The sequence below is a fragment of the Variovorax ginsengisoli genome (genome assembly GCF_030811835.1).
In the GTDB taxonomy this organism is placed as follows: Bacteria; Pseudomonadota; Gammaproteobacteria; order Burkholderiales; family Burkholderiaceae_C; genus Variovorax; species Variovorax ginsengisoli_C.
On the sequence record NZ_JAUSRO010000013.1, the window covers coordinates 34,227 to 57,906 of the forward strand.

At 67.8% G+C, this 23,680-nt stretch carries 21 protein-coding genes; 20 read left to right on the forward strand and 1 reads right to left on the reverse strand.

The genetic code is table 11. The features are described from left to right. The first annotated feature begins 3 nt into the window (after positions 1 to 3). The 17 genes from J2W36_RS19190 to J2W36_RS19270 all read left to right on the forward strand — a co-directional run bounded on the left by J2W36_RS19190 (position 4) and on the right by J2W36_RS19270 (position 19,264). Positions 4 to 1,290 carry a 3-isopropylmalate dehydratase large subunit gene (locus J2W36_RS19190; RefSeq protein WP_307691366.1) on the forward strand — a complete coding sequence of 429 codons (1,287 nt, stop codon included), beginning with the start codon at positions 4 to 6 and terminating at the stop codon, positions 1,288 to 1,290. Then, positions 1,287 to 1,787 carry a LeuD/DmdB family oxidoreductase small subunit gene (locus J2W36_RS19195; protein ID WP_307691367.1) on the forward strand — a complete coding sequence of 167 codons (501 nt, stop codon included), beginning with the start codon at positions 1,287 to 1,289 and terminating at the stop codon, positions 1,785 to 1,787. The genes J2W36_RS19190 and J2W36_RS19195 overlap by 4 nt, the downstream gene beginning before the upstream one ends. After that, entirely contained in the window at positions 1,780 to 3,501 is a 1,722-nt protein-coding gene (locus J2W36_RS19200) for a hydantoinase B/oxoprolinase family protein (RefSeq protein ID WP_307691368.1), read from the forward strand. Before J2W36_RS19195 ends, J2W36_RS19200 begins: the two co-directional genes overlap by 8 nt. Next, entirely contained in the window at positions 3,498 to 5,570 is a 2,073-nt protein-coding gene (locus J2W36_RS19205; RefSeq protein WP_307691369.1) for a hydantoinase/oxoprolinase family protein, read from the forward strand. The genes J2W36_RS19200 and J2W36_RS19205 overlap by 4 nt, the downstream gene beginning before the upstream one ends. Beyond that, positions 5,564 to 6,181, forward strand: a complete 618-nt coding sequence (locus J2W36_RS19210; protein ID WP_370869357.1) for a cysteine hydrolase family protein — start codon at positions 5,564 to 5,566, stop codon at positions 6,179 to 6,181. The genes J2W36_RS19205 and J2W36_RS19210 overlap by 7 nt, the downstream gene beginning before the upstream one ends. Beyond that, on the forward strand, positions 6,178 to 7,614 hold the full coding sequence (locus J2W36_RS19215) for an FAD-dependent oxidoreductase (RefSeq protein ID WP_307691371.1): 1,437 nt from the start codon (positions 6,178 to 6,180) through the stop codon (positions 7,612 to 7,614). Before J2W36_RS19210 ends, J2W36_RS19215 begins: the two co-directional genes overlap by 4 nt. Further along, positions 7,611 to 8,474, forward strand: a complete 864-nt coding sequence (locus J2W36_RS19220; RefSeq protein WP_307691372.1) for an isocitrate lyase/PEP mutase family protein — start codon at positions 7,611 to 7,613, stop codon at positions 8,472 to 8,474. The genes J2W36_RS19215 and J2W36_RS19220 overlap by 4 nt, the downstream gene beginning before the upstream one ends. 166 nt (positions 8,475 to 8,640) lie before the next feature. After that, a complete protein-coding gene (locus tag J2W36_RS19225) occupies positions 8,641 to 9,267 on the forward strand; it encodes a LysE family translocator (protein WP_307691373.1) in 627 nt (208 codons plus the stop codon). Between the two features lie 87 nt (positions 9,268 to 9,354). Then, positions 9,355 to 10,065 (forward strand): TetR/AcrR family transcriptional regulator, encoded by a 711-nt coding sequence (locus tag J2W36_RS19230; RefSeq protein ID WP_307691374.1) that lies wholly within the window; start codon positions 9,355 to 9,357, stop codon positions 10,063 to 10,065. 59 nt (positions 10,066 to 10,124) lie between these two features. Next, on the forward strand, positions 10,125 to 11,921 hold the full coding sequence (locus tag J2W36_RS19235) for an acyl-CoA dehydrogenase C-terminal domain-containing protein (RefSeq protein WP_307691375.1): 1,797 nt from the start codon (positions 10,125 to 10,127) through the stop codon (positions 11,919 to 11,921). Further along, complete coding sequence (locus J2W36_RS19240; protein ID WP_307691498.1) at positions 11,921 to 12,355, forward strand: DUF2147 domain-containing protein; 435 nt, start codon at positions 11,921 to 11,923, stop codon at positions 12,353 to 12,355. Before J2W36_RS19235 ends, J2W36_RS19240 begins: the two co-directional genes overlap by 1 nt. Positions 12,356 to 12,459: 104 nt before the next feature. After that, positions 12,460 to 14,859, forward strand: coding sequence for a 3-hydroxyacyl-CoA dehydrogenase/enoyl-CoA hydratase family protein (locus tag J2W36_RS19245; RefSeq protein ID WP_307691376.1), 2,400 nt, complete (start codon positions 12,460 to 12,462; stop codon positions 14,857 to 14,859). Positions 14,860 to 14,982: 123 nt separating this feature from the next. Beyond that, the gene (locus J2W36_RS19250; RefSeq protein WP_307691377.1) at positions 14,983 to 16,179 is read left to right on the forward strand and encodes an acetyl-CoA C-acyltransferase; all 1,197 of its coding nucleotides are present in this window, start codon (positions 14,983 to 14,985) and stop codon (positions 16,177 to 16,179) included. Between the two features lie 91 nt (positions 16,180 to 16,270). Then, entirely contained in the window at positions 16,271 to 17,101 is an 831-nt protein-coding gene (locus J2W36_RS19255) for an acyl-CoA thioesterase (RefSeq protein ID WP_307691378.1), read from the forward strand. Between the two features lie 2 nt (positions 17,102 to 17,103). After that, positions 17,104 to 17,847 (forward strand): SDR family oxidoreductase, encoded by a 744-nt coding sequence (locus J2W36_RS19260; RefSeq protein WP_307691379.1) that lies wholly within the window; start codon positions 17,104 to 17,106, stop codon positions 17,845 to 17,847. An 8-nt stretch (positions 17,848 to 17,855) separates the two neighbouring features. Then, complete coding sequence (locus J2W36_RS19265) at positions 17,856 to 18,446, forward strand: 2-hydroxychromene-2-carboxylate isomerase (protein ID WP_307691380.1); 591 nt, start codon at positions 17,856 to 17,858, stop codon at positions 18,444 to 18,446. A 38-nt stretch (positions 18,447 to 18,484) separates the two neighbouring features. Further along, positions 18,485 to 19,264, forward strand: a complete 780-nt coding sequence (locus tag J2W36_RS19270) for an enoyl-CoA hydratase (protein WP_307691381.1) — start codon at positions 18,485 to 18,487, stop codon at positions 19,262 to 19,264. A 21-nt stretch (positions 19,265 to 19,285) separates the two neighbouring features. Here J2W36_RS19270 and J2W36_RS19275 read toward each other — a convergent pair whose 3' ends face one another. Then, complete coding sequence (locus J2W36_RS19275) at positions 19,286 to 19,723, reverse strand: acyl-CoA thioesterase (protein WP_307691382.1); 438 nt, start codon at positions 19,721 to 19,723, stop codon at positions 19,286 to 19,288. A gap of 40 nt (positions 19,724 to 19,763) precedes the next feature. Here J2W36_RS19275 and J2W36_RS19280 point away from each other — a divergent pair, with 40 nt between their 5' ends. Genes J2W36_RS19280 through J2W36_RS19290 form a run of 3 tightly spaced genes read left to right on the forward strand, consistent with a single transcriptional unit; the run spans position 19,764 to position 23,617 of the window. Further along, on the forward strand, positions 19,764 to 21,611 hold the full coding sequence (locus J2W36_RS19280) for an ABCB family ABC transporter ATP-binding protein/permease (RefSeq protein WP_307691383.1): 1,848 nt from the start codon (positions 19,764 to 19,766) through the stop codon (positions 21,609 to 21,611). A 45-nt stretch (positions 21,612 to 21,656) separates the two neighbouring features. Next, entirely contained in the window at positions 21,657 to 22,595 is a 939-nt protein-coding gene (locus J2W36_RS19285; RefSeq protein ID WP_307691384.1) for a 2-hydroxyacid dehydrogenase, read from the forward strand. Between the two features lie 41 nt (positions 22,596 to 22,636). Beyond that, complete coding sequence (locus J2W36_RS19290; protein WP_307691385.1) at positions 22,637 to 23,617, forward strand: LysR substrate-binding domain-containing protein; 981 nt, start codon at positions 22,637 to 22,639, stop codon at positions 23,615 to 23,617. The last annotated feature ends 63 nt before the right edge of the window (positions 23,618 to 23,680 follow it).

The following is a 23,680-nucleotide window of genomic DNA, read 5'->3' on the forward strand; positions in this document are numbered from 1 at the left end:
CGGATGATGACGGACGCTTTTGCCTCTCCCTGCGCGCAGACGCTGGCGCAGAAACTCATCGCACGCGCCTGCGGCCGCGAGCGCGTGGCGGTCGGCGAGATCGTGACGTGTGCCGTCGACATGGCGATGTTCCACGATTCCTCTGGCCCGCGGCGCCTGAAGCCGATGCTGGAGGAACTGGGCGCGCAGATCTGGGACAAATCGCGTGTCGTGCTGGTGATGGACCACTACGTGCCCGAGCGTGACGACGATTCGCGCCGCATCGTGCACATCGCCCGCGACTGGGCACGTGACCAGCAGCTGCCGCACGTGTACGACAGCCAGGGCATCTGCCACGTGGTGGTGCCGCAGCACGGTCACATCCGCCCGGGCATGCTGTGCGTGGGCGGCGATTCGCATTCGCCCACGGGTGGTGCTTTCGGCGCCTACATGTTCGGCGTCGGCAGCACTGAAATGCTGGGCGTGGTGGTCACCGGCGAGATCTGGCTGCGCGTGCCCGAGACGATCCAGATGTGGTGGGACGGCCGCCTTTCCCCAGGTGTGACTGCCAAGGACATGATGCTGCACATGATCGGCCGCTTCGGCATGAACGGCGGCCGCTACCAGGCCGTGGAATTCGCCGGCCCGGCGGTGCAGGCGCTGTCGATGCAGGAACGCATGACGCTGTCGAACATGAGCGCCGAGCTCGGCGCGCAAGCCGGCCTGATCGCGCCTGATGCGACCACGGCGGCCTTTCTGGCCGAGACCGGCGCGCCGACCATCGATACCGCCGCCTGGTTCACCGACGACGAGGCGCCGCGCACCGTGCACCGCTTCGACGCGACCGCGCTCGAACCCCATGTTGCCGCGCCGCACAGCCCGGCCAATTCGCGCGGTGTGAGCGCCTGCGCGGGCACGCCCATCGACGTGGCCTACATCGGCGCCTGCACCGGCGCCAAGCTCGACGACCTGCGCGCGGCTGCGCAGGTGCTGCGCGGCCACAAGGTGGCGGCGGGCATCCGCCTGATCGTCGCGCCTGCCAGTATCCAGGACCAGGAGCAGGCGCGCAAAGAGGGTGTGCTGCAGGCCCTGATGGCCGCCGGCGCCGAGCTGTTTCCGACCGCCTGCGGCGCTTGCGCCGGCTACGGTGACCCGATGGGCGACGACGTCACCGTGATGTCGACCACCGCGCGCAACTTCAAGGGCCGCATGGGCTCTGCCAGTGCGCAGGTGTACCTGGGCTCACCCTACAGCGTGGCTGCCGCCGCGTTGCGCGGGTGCATCACCGATCCGCGCGAGGTGCTGGCGTGAGCACGTTCCACAAGGTCTGGCGCCTGGGCGCCGACATCGATACCGACCTGCTCGCGCCCGGCCATGCGATGAAGCACGGCATCGACATCATCGCCACCCATTGCCTGGAAACCGTGCGGCCCGAATTCGCGCGCGACGTGCGGTCGGGCGACGTGGTCGTGGCCGGCCCCAACTTCGGCATCGGTTCGTCACGCGAGCAGGCCGTGGCGGCGCTGGTGCACCTGGGCGTGGCTGCGGTCATCGCGCCCTCGTACAGCGGGCTCTACTTTCGCAATGCGTTCAACCTCGGCTTGCTGCTGCTGACGTGCGCAGAGGCCGAACTGCTGCAGGACGGCGAGCGCATCGGCATCGACCGCGCAGCGCCTGCGGTGACTGCAGCGGACGGCAGGCGCCTGCCCTGCGAGCCCATCCCCGGCTTTCTCCTGGACATGGTCCGCGCCGGCGGCCTGATGAATCAACTGCGCCAGCGCGCTGGCAAGGACGCTCCCCATGCATGAAGACACCCCGACCGTCACGGTTTCCCCGATGGACCCGATGGACCCCGTCACGCTCGCCGTGCTGCGCGGGCGCCTGGAGCAGGTCGCAGACGAGATGGACGCCACGCTTTACCGCAGTGCGTTCAACCCCATCATTGCCGAGGCCCACGATGCCTGCCATGGCCTCTATGACGCAGCCACCGGCGACACCCTGGTGCAGGGCAAGTCGGGCCTGCCGGTGTTCGTCGGTGCGATGGCCTTCGCGGTGCGGGCCACGGCGCGGGCGGCCGCGCCGCGTGGCGGCATGCAGGACGGCGACATCTGGATCAGCAACGACGCCTACGACGGCGGCACGCACGCCAACGACTTCAAGCTGGTACGGCCTTTCTTTCGCAACGGTGCGCTCTACTGCTACATGGCCTCGGCCGCGCACTGGCACGACGTGGGCGGTGCGGTGCCGGGCAACTACAACCCGGCGGCCACCGAATGCTGGCAAGAGGCCGTGCAGATCCCGCCCGTGCGTATCGTGCGCGGCGGTGTGCTCGACCCGGACGTGCTGGCCATCCTGCGCGCCAACACCCGCCTGCCCGAAAGCCTGTGGGGCGACCTCAACGGCCAGCTGGCCGCACTCGCGCTGGGTGCCCGGCGGCTCGACGGCCTGCTCGACGAGTATGGCGATGCGCTGGTGCTGCAGGCCATGGGCGAGCTGCGCAGCCGCGCGCTCAAGCTCATGCGCTCGCACATCGCCTCGCTGCCCGACGGCCGCTACAGCTTCGAGGACGTGCTCGACAACGACGGCATCGTCGACCTGCCGCTGACCATCGCGCTGGACATGACGGTGGCCGGCGACCGGCTCACGCTCGACTTCTCGCGCACCTCGGCGCAATGCGCGGGGCCGGTGAACATCTCGCGTGCGACCTCGGTGGCGGCCTGCTACGTGGCGCTCAAGCACCTGTTCCCCGACGTGCCGGCCAATGCCGGCGTGCTCGACGCGGTCGACTTCGTGCTGCCCGACCGGCTGGTCATCACGGCCGAGCGGCCGCGCCCGGTCGGCGGCTACACGGAAACCATCCTGCGCATGATCGACGTGATCTTCAGCGCCGCCGCGCAGGCCGATCCGCAACGCGCCGTGGCACATGCCTACGGCACCATCAACGCACTGTCGATTGCGGGGCATCGCACCGACGCCGGCCGCGAAGGCCAGCGCTGGGTGATGTTCAGCTTCTTCGGCGGCGGCCACGGCGGCCATTCGGCGGGCGACGGACTGTCGCATGCCAACGCGCCCATTTCCACGGCCACCATTCCGCCGCTCGAAATCCTGGAGGCCGCCTACCCGGTGCGCTTCACCGAATGGTCACTGCGACCGGACTCTGGCGGCGAGGGGCGCTTTCGCGGCGGGTTGGGCGCCATCTACGAGATCGAGCTGCTGGAGAAAGACGCCGAGGTCTACGTCTTCGGCGAGCGCGGCACCTCGCCGCCCAAGGGCATCGCGGGCGGCGGCAACGGCGCGGTCAACGTGTTTCGCTACGAGAACGACGGTCACTGGCAGACGCCGCCGATGGTCTCGAAGATGCATGGCATCCGGCTCGCGCAAGGCGAACGCCTGCGGCTGGAAACGCCGGGCGGCGGTGGCTGGGGGCCGTTCGCAGAGCGCGGCAGCGCGGCACGTGCCAACGACGCGGCAATGGGTTACGTGAGCGCGGACGGCGCGCAGAACAAGAAGGCAGCGCAATGACAGCAGCAGCAAACAACACACCGCCGCAGGCGGGCCTGGTGGTCGGTGTCGACGTCGGCGGCACCTTCACCGACCTCTTCGTGCTCGACGAAGCGCAGGGCACGGCGCGCATCGTCAAGGTGCCCTCCACGCGCGGCGAGGAGGCGCGAGGCTTCATGAACGGTGTGGCGCGGGTGGCCGACTCGGCCGTCGCCATCGCCACCATCGTGCATGGCACCACGGTCGGTACCAATGCGCTGCTCGAGCGCAAGGTGGCGCGCACCGGCATCATCACCACACGCGGTTTTCGCGACGTGCTGGAGATGCGCCGGCGCGACCGGCCGCAGACCTGGGGCCTGCGCGGCAGCTTCCTGCCGGTGGTGCCGCGTGACCTGCGCCGCGAGGTCGACGAGCGCGTGCTGGCCGACGGCACGCTGCACACCCCGGTCGATCTGGGACAGGTGCGCGCCGAGGCGCGGGCGCTGCTCGAAGCAGGCTGCGAGGCGGTTTGCGTGTTCTTCATCAACACCTATGCCAATCCAGCCAACGAACAGCAGGCGGTGGCGGCGGTTCGCGAGATCTGGCCCAACGCCTACGTCACGTCGGCGCACGAGGTTCTGCCCGAGATCCGCGAATTCGAACGCTGCTCGACCGCCACGCTCAATGCCGCGCTGCAGCCCGTGGTCGGCAGCTACCTGGCGCGCCTCGAATCTGACCTGCGCGGCCAGGGCTTCGAGGGCGAACTGCTGGTGGTGCAGAGCAACGGCGGCGTGATGTCGCGCCAGACCGCAAGCGATTTGCCGGTGCGCACCGCGCTCTCCGGCCCCGCGGCCGGCGTGATCGCCTGCGCGGCCATCGCGCGCGCAGCCGGCTTTCCGGATGCCATCACCGGCGACATGGGCGGTACGTCGTTCGACGTGTCGCTGGTCGCCAACGGCGAGGCCGCACTGGCCGCGCAGACGGCCATCGAGTTCGGCATGGTGATCCGCTCGCCGATGATCCAGATCGAGACCATCGGCGCGGGCGGGGGCTCGATCGCCTCGGTGGACGCGAGCGGCATGCTGCAGGTTGGCCCCGAGTCGGCGGGCAGCGTTCCCGGCCCGGCCTGCTACGGCCGTGGCAACACGCGCCCGACGGTGACCGATGCCAACGTGCTGCTCGGCCGTATTGCCGCCGACCGGCCGCTGGGCGGTGGCCTGTTGGCTGCGCTCGACGCCGAAGCTTCGCGGCTGGCCATCGACACGCACGTGGCCCGGCCGCTGGGGCTGGACGTGCACCAGGCGGCCGAGGCGATCCTCACCGTGGCCAACGCACGCATGGCTGGCGCCATTCGCCTGGTGTCGATCGAGCGCGGCCACGATCCACGCAAGTTCGCCTACATGCCCTTCGGCGGTGGCGGCGCGCTGCATGTGTGCGCCATGATGCGAGAGGTCGGCGTGGCCACGGGCATCGTGCCGCGCTACCCGGGCGTCACCTCGGCACTGGGCTGCGTGATCGCTGACATGCGGCACGACGCGGTGCAAACCATCAACCGGCCTCTGCCCGAGCTCGATGTGGCCGATCTGCGCGAACGTCTCGCCGTGCTGGCCGCGGCATGCCAGGCACGGCTCGATTCGTCGGGTGTTCGCTTCGACGAGGTGCGCGAGGTCGTCGCGCTCGACATGCTCTATGCCGGGCAGACGCACACGCTGCCGGTGCTGCTGCCGGCAGGCAGCGCGACCACGCTCACGCGCGGATCGGTTCAGTCCGCGTTCGAGGCGAGCTACGCCGCCGCGTTCGGCCGCGTGCTCGACGGCATCGGCATCCGCGTGATGAACCTTCGCTATGCGCGCATCGGCGTGCGGCCGAAGTTCGATCTTGCGGTGCTGGCCCCCGACGGCGAAGGCAGCACCGCCGCACTCGGCACGCAGCGCGTGTTCCATGACGGCCAGTGGCGCGACGCCGTGCGTTATGCGCGGCTCGACCTGCCGGTGGGCGCACGCATCGACGGTCCGGCCATCCTGGAGCAGGCCGACACCACCGTGTGGCTCGAGCCCGGCTTCCACGCCGAGGTCGACGGCTTCGGCAACCTGTTGGTCCGGCCATCGTGAGTGCCGACCTCCAAGCTGCAGGTGCCCGGACGGCGCTGGTCGTCGTCGACCTGCAGAACGACTTTCTCGATGCGCGCGGCGCCTATGCCCGCGGCGGTGACGCCAACCCGAGCGCCTTGCCGCTGCCCGAACGCGTGGCTGGCGTGGCACGCGCGGTCAAGGCCGCGGGCGGCATGGTGGTCGCGAGCCAGTTCACGCTGTGGCCCGATGCGCAGGGCGAGCCGATGATTTCGCCGCACCTCAGGACGCTGCGGCCCTACCTGGCCAAGGGCGACTTTGCGCCGGGCAGTTGGGGTCAGGCCAACGTCGATGCGCTGGCCGGGCTGATCGATGTCACGGTGAGCAAGGTCGCCTACTCGGCTTTCTTCAACACGCAACTCGACTGGGTGCTGCGCCGCGCGGGCATCGACACGGTCGCCGTGTGCGGCATCGTGACCAACGGCGGCGTGGCCAGCACGGCGCGCGATGCGCACATGCGCGACTATCGCACCCTGGTGCTGGGCGACGGGTGTGCGGCTTTCGGCGAAGCGCGCCACCAGACCTCGCTGGCCGATCTGCGCAATGTGGCCGAGGTCATCGACTGTGCGGCCTTCGTCGCGTCGCTGGCATGAGCGCGAAGACCGGCTCGCCGGGCGGCGCGCCCCTGCGCCAGGTGCGCCGCGCGGCGCGCATCGAAGCCGAAGCGCACATCGACGTCGTCATCGTCGGCGCGGGTGCCTGTGGCCTGACCACGGCGCTGATGCTGGCCGACGCGGGCATCGACTGCGTGTTGCTCGAACGCGATGCGCAGCCCAGCGGATCGACCGCGTTGTCTTCGGGTTTCATCCCTGCGCCCGGCACGCGCACGCAGCGTGATCACGGGGTGACCGACGACAGTCCTGCGCGGTTCGCGGCCGACATTCAGGCCAAGGCGCACGGCCGTGCCGCGCCCGCGCTGGTGCGGGCTTATGCCGAGGCCATCGGCCCGGCGCTCGATGCGCTTGCGCAGCGCCACGGCATGGACTGGGTCCTGCTCGATGGCTTTCTCTACCCCGGTCACAGCCGCCATCGCATGCATGCGATGGCGCAGAAGACCGGCGCTGCCTTGATGGCGGGCCTGCAGGCGGCGGTGGAAGCCGCGGGCATTCCGGTGCTGACGCAGGCCGTGGTGCAAACACTGTGGTTCGACCATGATGACCGCGCACTCGGTGTGGCGTACCGGCGGCCCGATGGCGTGACGGCCACGCTGGGTTGCGGCGCGCTGGTGCTCGCCTGCAACGGCTTCGGCGGCAATCCAGCGATGGTGCGCACATGGCTGCCCGAGATGGCCGAGGCCACTTTCGGTGGCCATGTGGGCAACGACGGCAGCGCCATCCTCTGGGGCGAAGCGCTCGGTGCACGGCTGCGCGATCTCGGCGGCTACCAGGGCCACGGTTCCTGGGTCACCCCGCAGGGCGCGTTGATGTCCTGGGCCGTGATGATGGAAGGCGGCGTGCAGATCAACGCCGAAGGTCGGCGCTTCCACGACGAGACGCTGGGCTATTCGGAGGCTGCCGTTCGCGTGCTGGCGCAGCCTGGAGGCGTCGCCTGGAATGTGTTCGACACGCCGTTGCTCGCGCTGGCGCGCAGCTTTCCGGATTTCTGCGATGCCGAAGCCGCCGGTGCACTGCGTCGCTGCGAGACGGCGCAGGCGCTGGCCGCCTGCATCGGCTGCGATCCGGCGACGCTGCAGGCCACGCTGGAAGGCCTGCGCAGCACCGCCGCGCAGCCCGACGGCCGACGCTTTCCAAGAGGCCTCGACGCGCCTTACTTCGCCGTCAAGGTCACCGGTGCGCTGTTCCACACGCAAGGCGGGCTCGATGTCGGCACCGACATGCGTGTGCTGCGCGCCGTAGACGGCGCGGCGTTGCCCAACCTGCTGGCCGCGGGGGGCGCGGCCGGTGGCGTCTCAGGCGACGCGGTGTGGGGCTATCTCTCGGGCAACGGGCTGCTCAGCGCCGTCGCCGGCGCTTACCTGGCGGCCGCGACCGCCGCGGCGCTGGTGCGCCAGAAAGACATGACATGACCAGGATTTCCCTCAAGACCCGTCTCGCCTCGAACGACATCGTGCTTGCCCCCGGCGTGTACGACGCGCTGAGTGCGCTGGTGGCCGAGCAGTCCGGCTTCGAGGCGCTGTACCTCTCGGGTGCCTCCATTGCCTACACGAGGCTCGGCCGCTCCGACATCGGGTTGACCACATTCACCGAAGTCGAGGACACGCTCGCGCGCATCACCGAGCGTGTGGCGCTGCCGGTGATCGTCGATGCCGACACCGGCTTTGGCAACGCGCTCAATACGCAGCGCACCGTTCGCGGCTTCGAGCGTGCAGGCGCCGCGATGGTCCAGCTCGAGGACCAGACCTTTCCCAAACGCTGCGGCCATCTCGACGGCAAGGGCGTGGTGCCGGTGCGCGAGATGGTCGGCAAGCTGCGCGCCGCGCTCGACGCACGTACTTCCAGCGATACGCTGATCCTGGCGCGCACCGATGCACTGGCCATCGAAGGCATCGATGCGGCACTCGACCGGGCCGAGGCCTACCTGGAGACCGGTGTCGACGCGCTCTTCATCGAAGCGCTGCGTTCGCCCGCGCAGATGGATGTGGCCTGCGCCCGCTTCGCGCACCGCGTGCCGTTGCTGGCCAACATGGTCGAAGGCGGCAAGACGCCCATTCAGGACGCCGACGCGCTGCAGGCCCACGGCTTTCGCATTGCCATCTTTCCCGGCGGCACCGCGCGCGCGGTCGTCCACACGCTGCAGGGCTACTACGGCAGTCTGCAGCAGCACCGCACCACGCAGCCTTGGCGCGAGCGGATGCTGGACTTCGATGAACTCAATGCGGTGATCGGCACGCCCGCGCTGATACGGGCAGGGCAACAGTACGAGTGAAGCGCAGCGCCGGGCGTCGCGCCTTGTCATGGCGTTGGGTCTCTGGCCGGGTCTGATGAACCGTTCTCGTAGAAAGCCCTCTTTCCCTTCATTTTTCTGGCCTGTAATACCTCAGACCTGAAATTTCGTCTTCCTCTTCGCTGGGGGGCTGCCTAGCATCCATGCCATGGATGCACACCTGTCGACTCTCTTCTTCAAGGCCTCGTTGGTCGGACTGCTGATTGCGGCACCGGTGGGGCCGATCGGCTTGCTGACCATCCAGCGCACGCTCGACCGAGGCTTGGCCGTTGGCCTGGCGACCGGGCTGGGCGCGGCGTTCGCCGATGCGCTCTATGGCGCCCTGGGCGCCTTCGGCGTCACGCAAGTCACCGCCTGGCTGGCCGGAGCGCGTACCTGGCTCGGCCTCGGCGGCGGTGCGATGCTGCTCTGGATGGCCGCGCGCACCTTCGTGCAGCCACCCGCCGTACACGCTGCGGCGCTGCCCACGCGTGCCGATCTGGCACGCTGCTTCGCCGGCACCTTCTTGCTGACCCTGTCCAATCCGGCCACCATCCTGTCCTTCCTGGCGGTGTTCGCGTCGATGGCCGGCGCCACCATGACCACCGCGTCGGCCGTGCCGATGGTGCTCGGCGTGCTGGCCGGCTCCGCCGCATGGTGGGTAGGGCTGACCCTCGTGGTGACCCGGTGGCGGCACCGTTTCGACGCAACGTGGCGCCGGCGCATCAACCGGCTCTCGGCACTGCTGCTGGCAGCGTTTGCGTTGTGGCAATGGGCGAGGGTGCTGTCGGTATAACCTGCAACTCCGCTTGGTCTTTGCATTTCCCGGGCGCCGGGATTTCCTGCAAAATAGAACGACCGTTCGTTTTATTCCAGGTTGTCCATGTACGTTCCCGCCACGCCCGCCAAATCGGCCCGCACCGCCCCCAAGGGCCAGCAGACCAAGGCCGTCATTGTCGACGCGGCGCTGGCGCTGGCCGCGCAGATCGGGCTGGAGGGCCTGTCCATCGGGGCGGTTGCCGAACTCACGAAGATGAGCAAGTCGGGCGTGTTCGCCCACTTCGGCTCGCGTGAGGAACTGCAGATTTCGGTCGTGCGTGAATACCATGCGCGCTTCGAGCAGGAGGTGTTCTACCCCGCGCTGCAGACGGCCCGCGGCCTGCCCCGGCTTCGCGCGATGTTCGCCAACTGGATGAAGCGCACCTCCACCGAAATCGATTCGGGTTGCATCTACATCAGCGGGGCCTCCGAATTCGACGACCGCCCGGGGCCGGTGCGCGACGCGCTGGTCGAGTCGGTCAGCATCTGGCAGGCCGCCGTGCTGCGCGCCATCGTGCTGGCCAAGGCCGAAGGCCACGTGCAGCAGGAAGCCGACGAGCGCCAGGTGGCCTTCGAGATCCACGGCCTGATCCTCGCGCTGCATTACGAGGCACGCTTTCTGCGCGTCCCTGGTGCCATCGCGCGTGCGCATGTCGGTTTCGACAACATTCTTTTGCGCAACGCGGTGCCGGGTGCGCCCGGCGCAACGGACGCGCCGACTCCTGTGCCCCCCTCCGCGTCAACGTCTGCGCGCCGCCTGCGCACGGTGCGCTGAAGCCGTACCCCGTTTTCTTTTTTTCGTCTCATCCCTTCCTCGATCCAGGAGCCTTTTCGATGCCCGCCTACACCCCACCGCTGCGCGACATGCAGTTCGTTCTGCACGAAGTCCTCCACGTCACCGACGAACTCAAGGCGATGCCGGCGCATGCCGACATCGACGTCGACACCATCAACGCGGTGATCGAGGAAGGCGGCAAGTTCGCCGCCGAGGTGATCTTCCCGCTCAACATCAGTGGCGACGAAGAGGGCTGTGTGCTCGACAAGACCACCCACGAGGTGAAGACGCCGACCGGCTTCAAGGATGCGTACGCGAAGTACGTCGAAGGCGGCTGGGCGGCGCTGTCGTGCGATCCGCAGTACGGCGGCCAGGGTCTTCCATTCGTGGTCAACCAGTGCATCTACGAGATGCTCAACTCGGCCAACCAGGCCTGGACGATGTACCCGGGCCTCTCGCACGGCGCCTATGAAGCGCTGGCCGCACACGGCACCGACACGCAGAAAACCACCTACCTGCCCAAGCTGGTGAGCGGCGAATGGACCGGCACCATGTGCCTGACCGAGCCGCATTGCGGCACCGACCTGGGGCTGCTGCGCACCAAGGCCGAGCCGCAGGCCGACGGTACCTACCGGCTGACCGGCAACAAGATCTTCATCTCGGCCGGCGAGCACGACATGGCCGCCAACATCATCCACCTGGTGCTGGCGCGCCTGCCGGACGCGCCCAAGGGCAGCAAGGGCATCAGCCTGTTCGCCGTGCCCAAGTTCAACGTGAACGCCGATGGTTCGCTGGGCAGCCGCAATCCGATCTACTGCGGCGGCCTCGAGCACAAGATGGGCATCCACGGCAACGCGACGGCGCAGATCGTGATCGACGGCGCCGTCGGTACGCTGGTCGGCCAGCCACACAAGGGCCTGGCTGCGATGTTCGTGATGATGAACGCCGCGCGCCTGGGCGTGGGCAACCAGTCGCTGGGCCTGACCGAAGTGGCCTACCAGAACGCGCTGGCCTACGCCAAGGACCGCACGCAGATGCGTTCGCTGACCGGCCCGAAGGCCAAGGACAAGGATGCCGACCCGATCATCGTGCACCCCGACGTGCGCAAGATGCTGCTCACGGCCAAGGCGTACGCCGAAGGCGGCCGCGCGCTGCAGATCTGGTGCACGCTGCTGCTCGACAAGGAACACAGCCATCCCGACGAAAAGGTGCGCAAGGACAGTGGCGAACTGGTCGCGCTGCTCACGCCCATCGTCAAGGCCTTCATCACCGACAACGGCCATGTGTCGACGAACGCGTGCATGCAGGTCTTCGGCGGCCACGGCTTCATCAAGGAATGGGGCATGGAGCAGTTCACGCGCGACAACCGCATCAACCTGATCTATGAAGGCACCAACACGATCCAGTCGCTCGACCTGCTGGGCCGCAAGATCCTGGGCAACAACGGCGCCACGCTCAAGAAGTTCGGCAAGCTCGTCGGCGCGCTGGTGGCCGAGGAGGGCGTCAACGAGAAGATGAGCGAGTTCATCACGCCCATCGCCGTGCTGGGCGAACAGCTCACCAAGTTCACCACCGAGATCGGCTTCAAGGGCTTCCAGAACCCCGACGAGGTGGGCGCTGCGGCGGTCGACTACCTGCGCGTGGCAGGGCACTTCGTGTTCGGCTATCTGTTTGCGCGCATGGCCCAGGTCGCGCTGCGCGAGATCGCCGCCGGCAACACGGATGCGTTCTACCTTGCCAAGCTGCAGACCGCACGTTTCTATTTCGCCAAACTGTTCCCGGAGACCGCAACGCTGATGCGCACCGCGCGCGCCGGCAGCAAGGTGCTCATGGACACCGACGCGGCGCTCGCATGATGAAGGCCGCCATCGCCACCCTGCTGCTCGCCCTGGGCGCCTCCACGGCCATGGCCCAGATGTCGCCCGTCGGCCTCTGGCGCAACGTCGACGACAAGACCGGCGAGGTCAAGGCCGAGATCCGCATCGCCGACAGCGGTGGGGCGCTCGCCGGACGCATCGAGAAGACGCTGGGCAAGGACAGCAAGCCCGACGCGACCTGCGATGAATGCACCGATGACCGCAAGGGCAAGCCGATGGTTGGCCTGGACATCATCCGCGGCGGCAAGAAGGCCGAAGGCAAGGACGTCTGGGAAGGCGGCCGGATCCTCGACCCCGAGAACGGCAAGGAATACCGCGCGAGCTTCACACCGATCGACGGGGGGCAGAAGCTGGAAGTGCGTGGCTACCTCGGCCCGTTCTGGCGCACCCAGACCTGGACTCGCGCGAACTGATGCGCGCCCCAACACCCCCGCCGGGGGCAACACCGACGGCCTGGCATGGCCAGTTCCGCGGTGTTCTCGCGATCAATGCGTCCCGATTAACCAGCTAGCAACTTATGTCCAAATTCCAAGTGAAGAAAGTCGCCGTGCTCGGCGCCGGCGTGATGGGTGCGCAGATTGCCGCGCACCTGGTCAACGTGCGCGTGCCGGTGGTGCTGTTCGACCTGGCCGCCAAAGAGGGCCCCAAGAACGCTATCGTCACCCGCGCCATCGACAACCTCAAGAAGCAGAAGCCTGCGCCGCTGGGCGATGTGGCCGATGCCGGCCTGATCGAAGTGGCCAACTACGAGGACGACCTGGCCAAGCTCGGCGACTGCGACCTCGTCATCGAAGCCATTGCCGAGCGCATGGACTGGAAGCTCGACCTGTACCGGAAGATCGCGCCACACGTCGCCAAACACGCCATCCTGGCGTCCAACACGTCGGGCCTGTCGATCACCCAACTGAGCGAGGCACTGCCCGAAGCGCTCAAGCCGCGCTTTTGCGGCATCCACTTCTTCAACCCGCCGCGCTACATGTTCCTGGTCGAGCTGATCGACACGCCCACCACCGGGCCGCAGGTGCTCGACCAGCTCGAAACCTTCGTGACGAGCACGCTCGGCAAGGGCGTGGTGCGTGCGCACGACACGCCCAACTTCATCGCCAACCGTATCGGCATCGCCGGCATGCTGGCCACGCTCAAGGAAGTCGAGAAGTTCGGTCTCACGCCCGATGTGGTGGACGACCTCACTGGCAAGAAGCTGGGCCGGGCGAGCTCTGGCACTTTCCGCACGGCCGACGTGGTCGGCCTCGACACCATGGCGCATGTGGTGAAGACGCTGCAGGACAACCTGAGCCTGGAGACCGACCCGTTCTACGGCAGCTTCGCCACGCCGCCCGTGCTCGCCAAGCTGCTCGAACTCGGCCACCTCGGCCAGAAGGCCAAGGCCGGCTTCTTCAAGAAGGTCGGTCGCGACATCCTGCGCTTTGACCTGGACCAGGGCGAGTACGTGCCGGCGGGCCAGAAGGCCGACGAGGTCTATGGCCGCATGCTCAAGAAGCCGGCTGGCGAGCGGCTGAAGCTGCTGCGCGAGAGCGAAGGCCCGCAGGGCCAGTTCCTCTGGGCCATCCTGCGCGACAGCTTCCATTACGCGGCCGTGCACCTGGCGGCCATCGCCGAGAGCGCGCGCGACATCGACTTCGCCATGCGCTGGGGCTTTGGCATGAAGCAGGGTCCCTTCGAGCTTTGGCAGGAAGCCGGCTGGGCACAGGTGGCGAAATGGGTGCAGGAAGACATCGATGCCGGCAAGGCGCTGAGCACGGCGCCGCTGCCCCGATGGGTGTTCGAAGGCCCGGTCGCGCAGGCGGGTGGGGTGCACACGCCGGAAGGTTCGTGGAGCGCGTCGCAAAGCCGGTTCATTGCCCAGCGCCAGCTGCCGGTGCATGCGCGGCAACTGTTCCCGGAGAGCGTGCTCGGCGCGAACGCGCGCGATCCACGCGAGGCCGGCACCCTGATCAGCGATGACGGCGACGTGCGCGTCTGGACGCTCGACGGCGACGTGCTGATTGCCAGCATCCATTCCAAGATGAACGCCATCAGCCCCGACGTGGCCGAGGCGCTCGGTGCGGCGGTCGACCTGGCGGAGGCCGAATACCAGGGCCTGGTGATCTGGTCGCCCAGCGAGGTGTTCTCGGTCGGCGCCGACCTGCAGGCGATGCTGCCGGCCTTCGTGGTGGCCGGCATCGGGGCGGTCGAGGGGGCCGAAGCGGAACTGCAGAACGTGATGCTCAAGATCCGCTACGCGAGCGTGCCGGTGATCTCGGCCGTGCGTGGCATGGCGTTGGGCGGCGGCTGTGAACTGGCCGTGCATTCGGCCCGGCGCGTGGCTGCGATGGAAAGCTACATCGGCCTGGTCGAAGTCGGCGTCGGTCTCGTGCCTGGCGCGGGCGGGCTGACCTACATTGCGCGCCGTGCGGCCGAGAACGCGGCGGCGTCCACCGGCACCGATTTGCTGCCTTTCCTGACCGAAGGCTTCACCGCCGCCGCGATGGCCAAGGTCGGTACAGGCGCGCTGGACTCGAAGAAGCTCGGCTACCTGCTCGATGGCGACGTGATTGTGCCGCACAAGGACGAACTCCTTCACGTCGCGCTGCAGCAGGCCAAGGCGATGGCCGACGCCGGTTACCGCGCACCGCTGCGCCGCAGCTTCCGCGTGGCTGGCCGCAGCGGCGCTGCGACCATCAAGGGCCAACTGGTCAACATGCGCGACGGTGGCTTCATCAGCGCGCATGATTTCCACATCGCCAGCCTGATCGCCGAAGTGGTCACCGGCGGCGACGTCGATGCCGGCTCGCTCGTGACCGAGGAATACCTGATGGCGCTCGAACGCAAGGCATTCTGCTCGCTGATCCTGCATCCCAAGACGCAGGAACGGATCATGGGGATGCTGAGCACCGGCAAGCCGGTCAGGAACTGAGCCCCCAGTCTTCGCGCACTTCGTGTCGCTACGCCAACCCCCTTGCAGGGGGCAACACCTGCGGCCCGGCAAAGCCGGTTCCGCGGTGTTTCCCGAATAGAGAAAGCCCATCAGGAGCTGTCCATGAAACAAGTTCAAGACGCCTACATCGTCTCCGCCACCCGCACGCCCATCGGCAAGTCGCACCGCGGGTTCTTTCGCAACCAACGGCCCGACGACCTGCTGGCCACCACGCTGAAGGCTGCGCTGGCGGCGGTGCCGGGCCTCGATCCGGCGGCCATCGAGGACATCATCTGCGGCTGCGCCATTCCCGAAGGCAGCCAGGGCCTGAACATCGCGCGCATCGGCGCGGTGCTCGCGGGCCTGCCGACCAGCGTGGGCGGCATCACCGTCAATCGCTTCTGCGCCTCCGGCCTGTCGGCCGTGCAGATGGCCGCCGACCGCATCCGCGTGGGCGAAGCCGATGTGATGATCGCCGCCGGGGTCGAGAGCATGAGCATGGTGCCGATGATGGGCAATTCGCCCTCGCTGTCGCCATCCATCTTCGAGCGCGAGGCCGACGTTGGCATCGCCTACGGCATGGGCCTGACCGCCGAGAAGGTGGCCCAGCAGTGGAAGGTGAGCCGCGATGCGCAGGATGCGTTCGCGCTCGCCTCGCACCAGAAGGCCCTGGCTGCACAGGCTGCCGGTGAGTTTGCCGACGAGATCACGCCCATCGAGGTCACCGACCGCACGCCGGACCTGGCCACCGGCGAGGCGATCGCAAGGAAGCGGATCGTCAGCCTCGACGAAGGTGCGCGCCCCGACACCAGCCTGGAAGGCCTGGGCAAGCTGCGCACCGTGTTCGCCGCGCGCGGCAGCGTCACGGCCGGCAACAGTTCGCAGACCTCCGATGGCGCAGGTGCGTTGATCCTGGCGAGCGAGAAAGCGGTCAGGCAGTTCGGCCTGACGCCGCTGGCGCGCTTCGTCAGCTTCGCGAGCAAGGGCGTGCCACCGCACATCATGGGCATCGGCCCGATCGAGGCGATTCCTGCCGCGCTGCGCTACGCGGGGCTCAAGCACGAGGACATCGACTGGTTCGAACTCAACGAAGCCTTTGCCGCGCAGTCGCTGGCGGTCATGAACACGCTGGGGCTCGATCCGAGCAAGGTCAACCCGATGGGCGGTGCGATCGCGCTGGGCCATCCGCTGGGCGCGACCGGCGCTATCCGTTCGGCGACAGTGATTCATGCGCTGCGGCGCAAGAATCTCAAGTACGGCATGGTCACGATGTGCGTGGGCATGGGGCAGGGTGCAGCGGGGATCTTCGAGCGGGTCTGAGGCCGTCTTTGGGTTTTGGGGCCTTGGGGCTTCCAGGCACTCGCGCACGGCATGTCGCTGAACAGAGTCCATCGGGCATGAGGAGACGACAGTGACGAAACACGTATTCGACAAAGCGCTGGCGCTTGCGCACAGCGACATCCGCGTGGGCCATTTCACGGGCATGACGAGCCCCGACTACTGGAACATGGTGGGGCCTTTTGGCGGCACCACCGCGGCCGTGATGCTGCAGTCGGTGCTGCAGCATCCGGACCTGCTTGGCGCGCCGATCGCCCTGACGGTGAACTATGCCGCGGCCATCGAGGCCGGCAACTTCGACCTGCAGGCCACCGCCGTGCGCACCAATCGTTCGACCCAACACTGGACCGTGCAGATGACGCAGGCGGGCGCCGATGGCGCGCCGCGCGTGACCACCACCGCCACCGTCGTCACGGCCGTGCGCCGCGACACCTGGAGCCAGAACGACACGCCGATGCCACCCGCATCGCCGCCTGCGGAGGTGGCGCGCATGGAGGCTGGCCCGCGCGGCGTGGCATGGGTCGGCCAGTACGAGATGCGGCCGATCCACGGGGCCGTTCCGTCTGTGTGGGACGGTACCGGCACGCACAGCGAAACGCGGCTGTGGATGCGCGATGCGGTGCCGCGCGCGCTCGACTTCGCCGCGCTCACCGCCATGAGCGACATGTTCTTTCCGCGTGTCTGGCTGCGGCGCGCTACGGTGGTGCCGGCCGGCACCGTGTCGATCACGACCTACTTCCATGCCGATGCCGCGCAACTCTGCGCGGTGGGCACGGGCTACGTGATGGGACGCGCGAGCGCGCAGCAGTTCTGCAACGGCTTCTTCGACCAGGCCGCGCAACTGTGGAGCGAGGCGGGGGCGCTGCTGGCCACCAGCAACCAGATCGTCTACTTCAAGGAATGACCATGGCCCTGCCTGCTGCGTTGATCGTCGGCGCCGGCGATGCCACGGGCGGCGCGATTGCGCGCCGCTTCGCACGCGAGGGCTACGCCACCTGCGTGACGCGCCGCAGTCTCGACAAGCTGCAGCCGCTGGTCGCGCAGATCACGGCCGAGGGCGGCGTTGCACATGCCTTCGGCTGCGATGCGCGCAAGGAAGACGACGTGGTGGCGCTGGTCGAGGACATCGAGACCCGTATCGGGCCGATCGAGGTGATGGTGTTCAACATCGGCGCCAACGTGCCCGAGAGCATCCTCACCGAAAGCGCGCGCAAGTACTTCAAGGTCTGGGAGATGGCCTGCTTCTCTGGCTTTCTCAACGGCCGCGAAGTCGCCCGGCGCATGGTCGCGCGGCCGATGCCTGCAAGTGGCCACCGTGGCACGCTGATCTTCACCGGCGCGACCGCCTCGCTGCGCGGTGCCGCCCACTTCGGCGCTTTCTCGGGCGCGAAGATGGCGCTACGCGCGCTGGCCCAGTCGATGGCGCGCGAGCTGGGGCCGCAGGGCATCCACGTCGCGCACGTGGTAGTCGACGGTGCCATCGACACCGAGTTCATTCGCAGCAACTTTCCCGAGCGCTATGCGCTCAAGGCCGACGACGGCATCCTGAATCCGGCGCACATCGCCGACGCCTATGCCATGCTGCACGCCCAGCCGCGCGATGCGTGGACGCATGAGCTCGACCTGCGGCCCTGGTCGGAAAAATTCTAGGAGTCACCATGACGAAGACGGTGGAGTTCTATTTCGACCTGGGCAGCCCGGCCGCCTACCTGGCTGCCACGCAATTGCCGCAGCTGTGCACCGAAGCTGGCGCCACGCTGGTCTGGAAGCCGATGCTGTTGGGTGGCGTGTTCCAGGCCACGGGCAACCATTCGCCCGCGCAGGTGCTGCACAAGGGGCCGTACATGCAGGCCGATCTGCGCCGTTTCGCTGCGCGCTATGGCGTGCCCTTTGCGCAGAACCCGCACTTTCCCGTCAACACGCTGCTGCTCATGCGCGCCGCCACCGGCCTGCAGATGAAGTCGCCCGAGCGCTTTGCCGCCTATGTCGAGGCCGTGTTCCACGCCATGTGGGTGGCGCCGCAGAACCTCAACGACCCTGCCATCGTGGGCGCCGTGCTGCAAGCCGCAGGCTTCGATGCGGCCGCGATGGTTGCACTTGCCAGCAGCCAGGACGTCAAGGACCAGCTCAAGGCCGCCACCGAGCAGGCCGTGGCGCGTGGCGTGTTCGGCGCCCCGACAATGTTCGTCGGCGACACCCTGTTCTGGGGCCAGGACCGGCTCGACTTCGTGCGCGAGCACCTGGCCTGAGCCTTGCGCCCACCCCTCATTCCCGAAAGACCACAGCCATGACCGATATCCTGAGCCACACCGAAGCTGGCGTCCTGACGCTCACCTTCAACCGCCTCGCCCGCAAGAATTCCATCACGGGGGCGATGTATGACGCGCTGTCGGACGCGCTCGCCGCGGCGGTGGACGACGCGGCCGTGCGCGCCGTGCTGATCCAGGGCGATCCGACCGTCTTCAGCGCCGGCAACGACATCGCCGACTTCATGGCCGCCGCCGGAACGCCGGCCGACCAGCCGCTGCCCGAATCGCCGGCCATGCGCTTCCTGCGCCTCATTGCGGCCTTTCCCAAGCCGGTGGTCGCTGCGGTGTGCGGCCCGGCCGTGGGTATCGGCACCACGCTGCTGTTCCACTGCGACCTGGTGTACGCGGGCGACAACGCGGCGTTCTCGATGCCCTTCGTGAACCTGGGGCTGGTGCCCGAGGCCGGCTCCAGCCTGCTCGCACCGCTGATGTTCGGCTACCACCGCGCGGCCGAGGCGCTGATGCTGGGTGAGCCTTTCATGGCCGAGGCCGCCATGGAAGTCGGCCTGGTGAACCGGGTGGTGCCGCCGACCGAGTGCAACGGCATCGCCCAATCGCAGGCGCGCAAGCTCGCCGCCAAGCCGCTGTCGGCGCTGGTGGAAACCAAACGGCTGCTCAAGCTGTCGCAGCAGGGCGCGGCCCTCGAGCGCCTCGATGTGGAAGGGGCAAGTTTCGGCAAGGCCATGCGCTCGCCTGCGGCGCGCGAGGCCTTTCAGGCGTTCATGGAGAAGCGCAAGCCGGACTTCAGCAAGGTCTGAGCACGCGCAACCCGCTGCGAATCAGACGGGGGCGGCGGCGACGGAAGGCAGGGGCCGTGGCCGGCCCTTGTCATCGATGGCGACGTAAGTGAACGTGGCCTGCGTCACCTTGATGTATTCGCCCTGTGCCTGGAAGCGCTCGGCGAACACCTCCACCAGCACGGTGACCGACGTGCGGCCCGTGCGCACGAGCTTCGAGTAGAACGACAGGATGTCGCCGATGCGCACGGGCTGCTTGAAGACGAACTCGTTGACGGCCACGGTGGCCATGCGCCCGCGCGTGTAGCGCGCCGGAATCACCGAGCCAGCCAGATCGCACTGCGCCATGACCCAGCCGCCGAAGATGTCGCCGTTGGCATTGCAGTCGCCCGGCATCGGAATGACCTTGAGCACCAGCTCCATGTCGGTGGGCAGGCTCTTGAGAACGGTGGCCGCAGGGGCACGCGGAGAATCGGACATGGGCACAATCTGAGCAAAATAACAACCCTGATTGTCCCCCATGCGCCGAAGCGGCGAAATCCATCCTCCTCCTGAATCGACGGCCGCCGGCCAGCCCGCGCGTGCCGACCGCTCCGACTGGGCGACCCTGCGTCGCCTGTTTCCGTACCTGTGGCAGTACAAATGGCGGGTGCTGGCGGCGCTCACGTTCATGGTGGGCGCCAAGGTGGCGAACGTGGGAGTGCCGCTGCTGCTGAAGAACCTGGTCGACACCATGACGCCCAAGCCTGACATGGCCCAGGCGCTGCTGGTGGTGCCGACCGCGCTGCTGGTGGCCTACGGTCTGTTGCGCTTTTCGACCTCGCTCTTCAATGAGCTGCGCGAACTGGTGTTCGCCAAGGCGACCGAGGGCGCGGCGCGCAGCATCTCGCTGGAGGTCTTTCGCCACCTGCATGCGCTGAGCCTTCGCTTTCACCTGGAACGGCAGACCGGCGGCATGACGCGCGACATCGAACGCGGCACGCGCGGCGTGCATTCGCTGATCTCGATGTCGCTCTACAGCATCGTGCCGACGCTGATCGAGCTCACGCTGGTGTTGACCATCCTGGGCGTCAAGTTCGACTCGCTCTTCGTCTGGATCACCGGCGTGGCGCTGGTGCTGTACATCGGCTTCACCGTCACGGTGACCGAATGGCGCACGCAGTTCCGCAAGACCATGAACGAACTCGACTCCGTGGCACAGAGCCGCGCCGTCGATTCGCTGCTGAATTACGAGACCGTCAAGTACTTCAACAATGAGGAGTTCGAGGCCAAGCGCTACGACGCGAGCCTCGACCGCTACCGCAAGGCGGCCATCAAGAGTCAGCGCACGCTCAGCATGCTCAACGCCGGCCAGCAGATGCTGATCGCCGTGAGCCTGGTGCTGATGCTGTGGCGCGCGACGGCGGGCGTGGTCGAGGGGCGCATGACGCTGGGCGACCTGGTCATGGTCAACGCATTCATGATCCAGCTCTACATTCCGCTGAACTTCCTGGGCGTGATCTACCGCGAGATCAAGCAGAGCCTGACCGACCTGGACAAGATGTTCGTGCTGATGGAAAAGGAGCGTGAAGTCAGCGACAGGCCGGGCGCGCGTGCGCTGGTCATCGCGCCTGACGCCCAGGCCGATGCCACTGTCCGCTTCGAGGACGTGAGCTTCGCCTACGAGCCTGCACGCCCGATCCTCCAGCACGTCAGCTTCGAGATTCCCGCCGGCAAGACGGTGGCTGTGGTCGGCCCCTCGGGTTCGGGCAAGTCGACGCTGGCGCGGCTGCTCTACCGCTTCTACGACGTGCAGGAAGGCCGCATCACCATCGGGGGCCAGGACATCCGCGCGGTCACCCAGGCCAGCGTGCGGCAGGCCATCGGCATCGTGCCGCAGGACACGGTGCTCTTCAACGACACGGTGCAATACAACATCGCGTATGGGCGCCCGCAGGCCACCCGCGCCGAAGTGGAGGCCGCGGCCCGTGCCGCGCGCATCCACGACTTCATCGCCGCCACGCCCCGCGGTTACGACACGCCGGTCGGCGAGCGCGGCCTCAAGCTGTCGGGCGGCGAGAAGCAGCGCGTGGCCATTGCGCGCACGCTGCTGAAGAATCCGCCCATCGTGATCTTCGACGAGGCGACCTCGGCGCTCGATTCCGCCAACGAACGGGCCATCCAGTCGGAGCTGAAGAACGCGGCGCAGAACAAGACCACGCTGGTCATCGCGCACCGGCTGTCCACCGTGGTCGACGCGCACGAGATTCTGGTGCTCGAGAGCGGCGTGATCGTCGAGCGCGGCACGCATGCCGCGCTGCTCGAGCGCCAGGGCCGCTACGCGCAGATGTGGGCCATGCAGAAGAGCGAGGCGGTGCCGCTGCTGTGATCCCTGGCCATCCCTTTTTTTGAAACTCACTCAGGAGCGATTCGAATGACCGCGAAAATTCCCTTGCTGGTGTTGAGCCTGCAGACCGACGAACACCTCGCCCTTCTCGCACAGCACTTCGACGTGACCTATGCGCCCGATCGGGCTGCGCGCGATGCCGCCGTGGCAACCCATGGCGCCCGCTACCGCGCGGTGCTGACCAATGGCAGCACCGGCTTCAGCGCTGCCGAGATCGACGTCATGCCCCAGCTCGAGCTGATCTGTGCCTTGGGTGCCGGTTACGAGAACATCGCGCTCGACGCGGCGCGCCTGCGCGGCATTGCGTTGGGCAACGGCGCGGGCACCAACGACGACTGCGTGGCCGACCATGCCTTCGGGCTGCTGATTGCGGCCGTGCGCGGCATCGTGCGCCTGGACCGCCAATGCCGTGACGGGGTGTGGCGCGACGTGATCCCGTTTCCGCCCAACGTCTCCGGCCGCAAGCTGGGCATCGTCGGCCTGGGCACCATCGGCCAGAAGATCGCCAAGCGCGCGAGCGGCTTCGACATGACCATCGGGTACCACAACCGACGCCCCAGGGAGGGCGTGGCGCATCGCTACTTCGACAGCCTGCTGGCGCTCGCGGAGTGGGCCGACTTCCTGGTCATCGCCACGCCGGGCGGTGCAGGGACGCGGCATCTGGTCAACCGCGAGATCCTCGACGCGCTCGGGCCGCAGGGCGTGCTGGTCAACATCGCGCGCGGCAGTGTGGTCGATACCGACGCGCTGGCCGCCGCGTTGCGCGAAGGGCGACTCGGCGGCGCGGGGCTCGACGTGTATGAGAGCGAGCCGATGCGACCGGAGCCGCTCATTGGCCTGGACAACGTCGTGCTCACGCCGCACATGGCCGGCTGGTCGCCCGAAGCTGTCACTGCCTCGGTGCAGCGCTTTCTCGACAACGCCGCGGGTCACTTTGCCGGGCGTGGCGTGGTTTCGCCGATCTAGCCCCCGGCGCCTGGCACCGGCGCCCGCTGATAATCGCTGCCATGGAAACCAAGTGGCTCGAAGACTTCGTCAGTCTGGCTGAAACGCGCAGCTTCAGCCGTTCGGCACAACTCCGTCATGTGACCCAACCCGCGTTCTCGCGCCGTATCCAGGCGCTCGAGGGCTGGGCCGGCACGGATCTGGTGGACCGGAGCTCGTATCCGACGCGCCTGACCGCCGCAGGCCAGACGCTCTATGCGCAGGCCATCGAAATGCTTCAGGGCCTGCAGAGCACGCGGGCCATGCTGCGCGGGCATTCGGCGGCCGCACATGACGTGATCGAGTTCGCCGTACCTCACACGCTCGCTTTCACCTTCTTCCCGGCCTGGGCCAGCATGCTGCGCGAGCACTTCGGGCCGTTGAAGAGCCGGCTGATCGCGCTCAACGTGCACGACGCCGTGCTGCGGCTCGTGGAGGGCAGCTGCGACATCCTGATCGCCTACCAGCACCCGTCGCAACCGCTGCAGCTCGACACCCATCGCTATGAGATGGTGCTGCTGGGCCACGAGGTGGTCGCGCCGTGGGTCAAGCCCGACGCGGATGGCGCGCCGCGCTACCGCCTGCCGGGGCGTCCTGGCCAGCCGCTGCCCTACCTCGGCTATGCGCCCGGCGCCTACCTGAGCGGCGTGGTGGACCAGCTGATCAAGGAGTCCGGCACGGCCATTCACCTGGACCGCGTCTACGAAACCGACATGTCCGAAGGCCTCAAGGCGATGGCGCTCGAAGGCCATGGCATCGCCTTCCTGCCACAAAGCGCGGTACGGCAGGAAGTGAAGACGCGCCGGCTGGTGAGCGCGCTGCCGCCAGAGATCGACAGCCTGGAAGCAGCCATGGAAATTCGTGCCTACCGCGAGCGGCCTGTGCCGTTGGCCACCGGCAAGGCGCCTGCCCGCACGCCCAAAGCCGCTGCCGAGGTTGGGCAGGGCAAGCGCGCGGTCGATGCGCTGTGGACGCATCTGGTGAAAACCCAACCTGCGGCATGAACCGGCCAATGACCTGCAGGGGCGAGGGAATGCCATGTATTGTTTGCATGGAGCAGTGCCGAA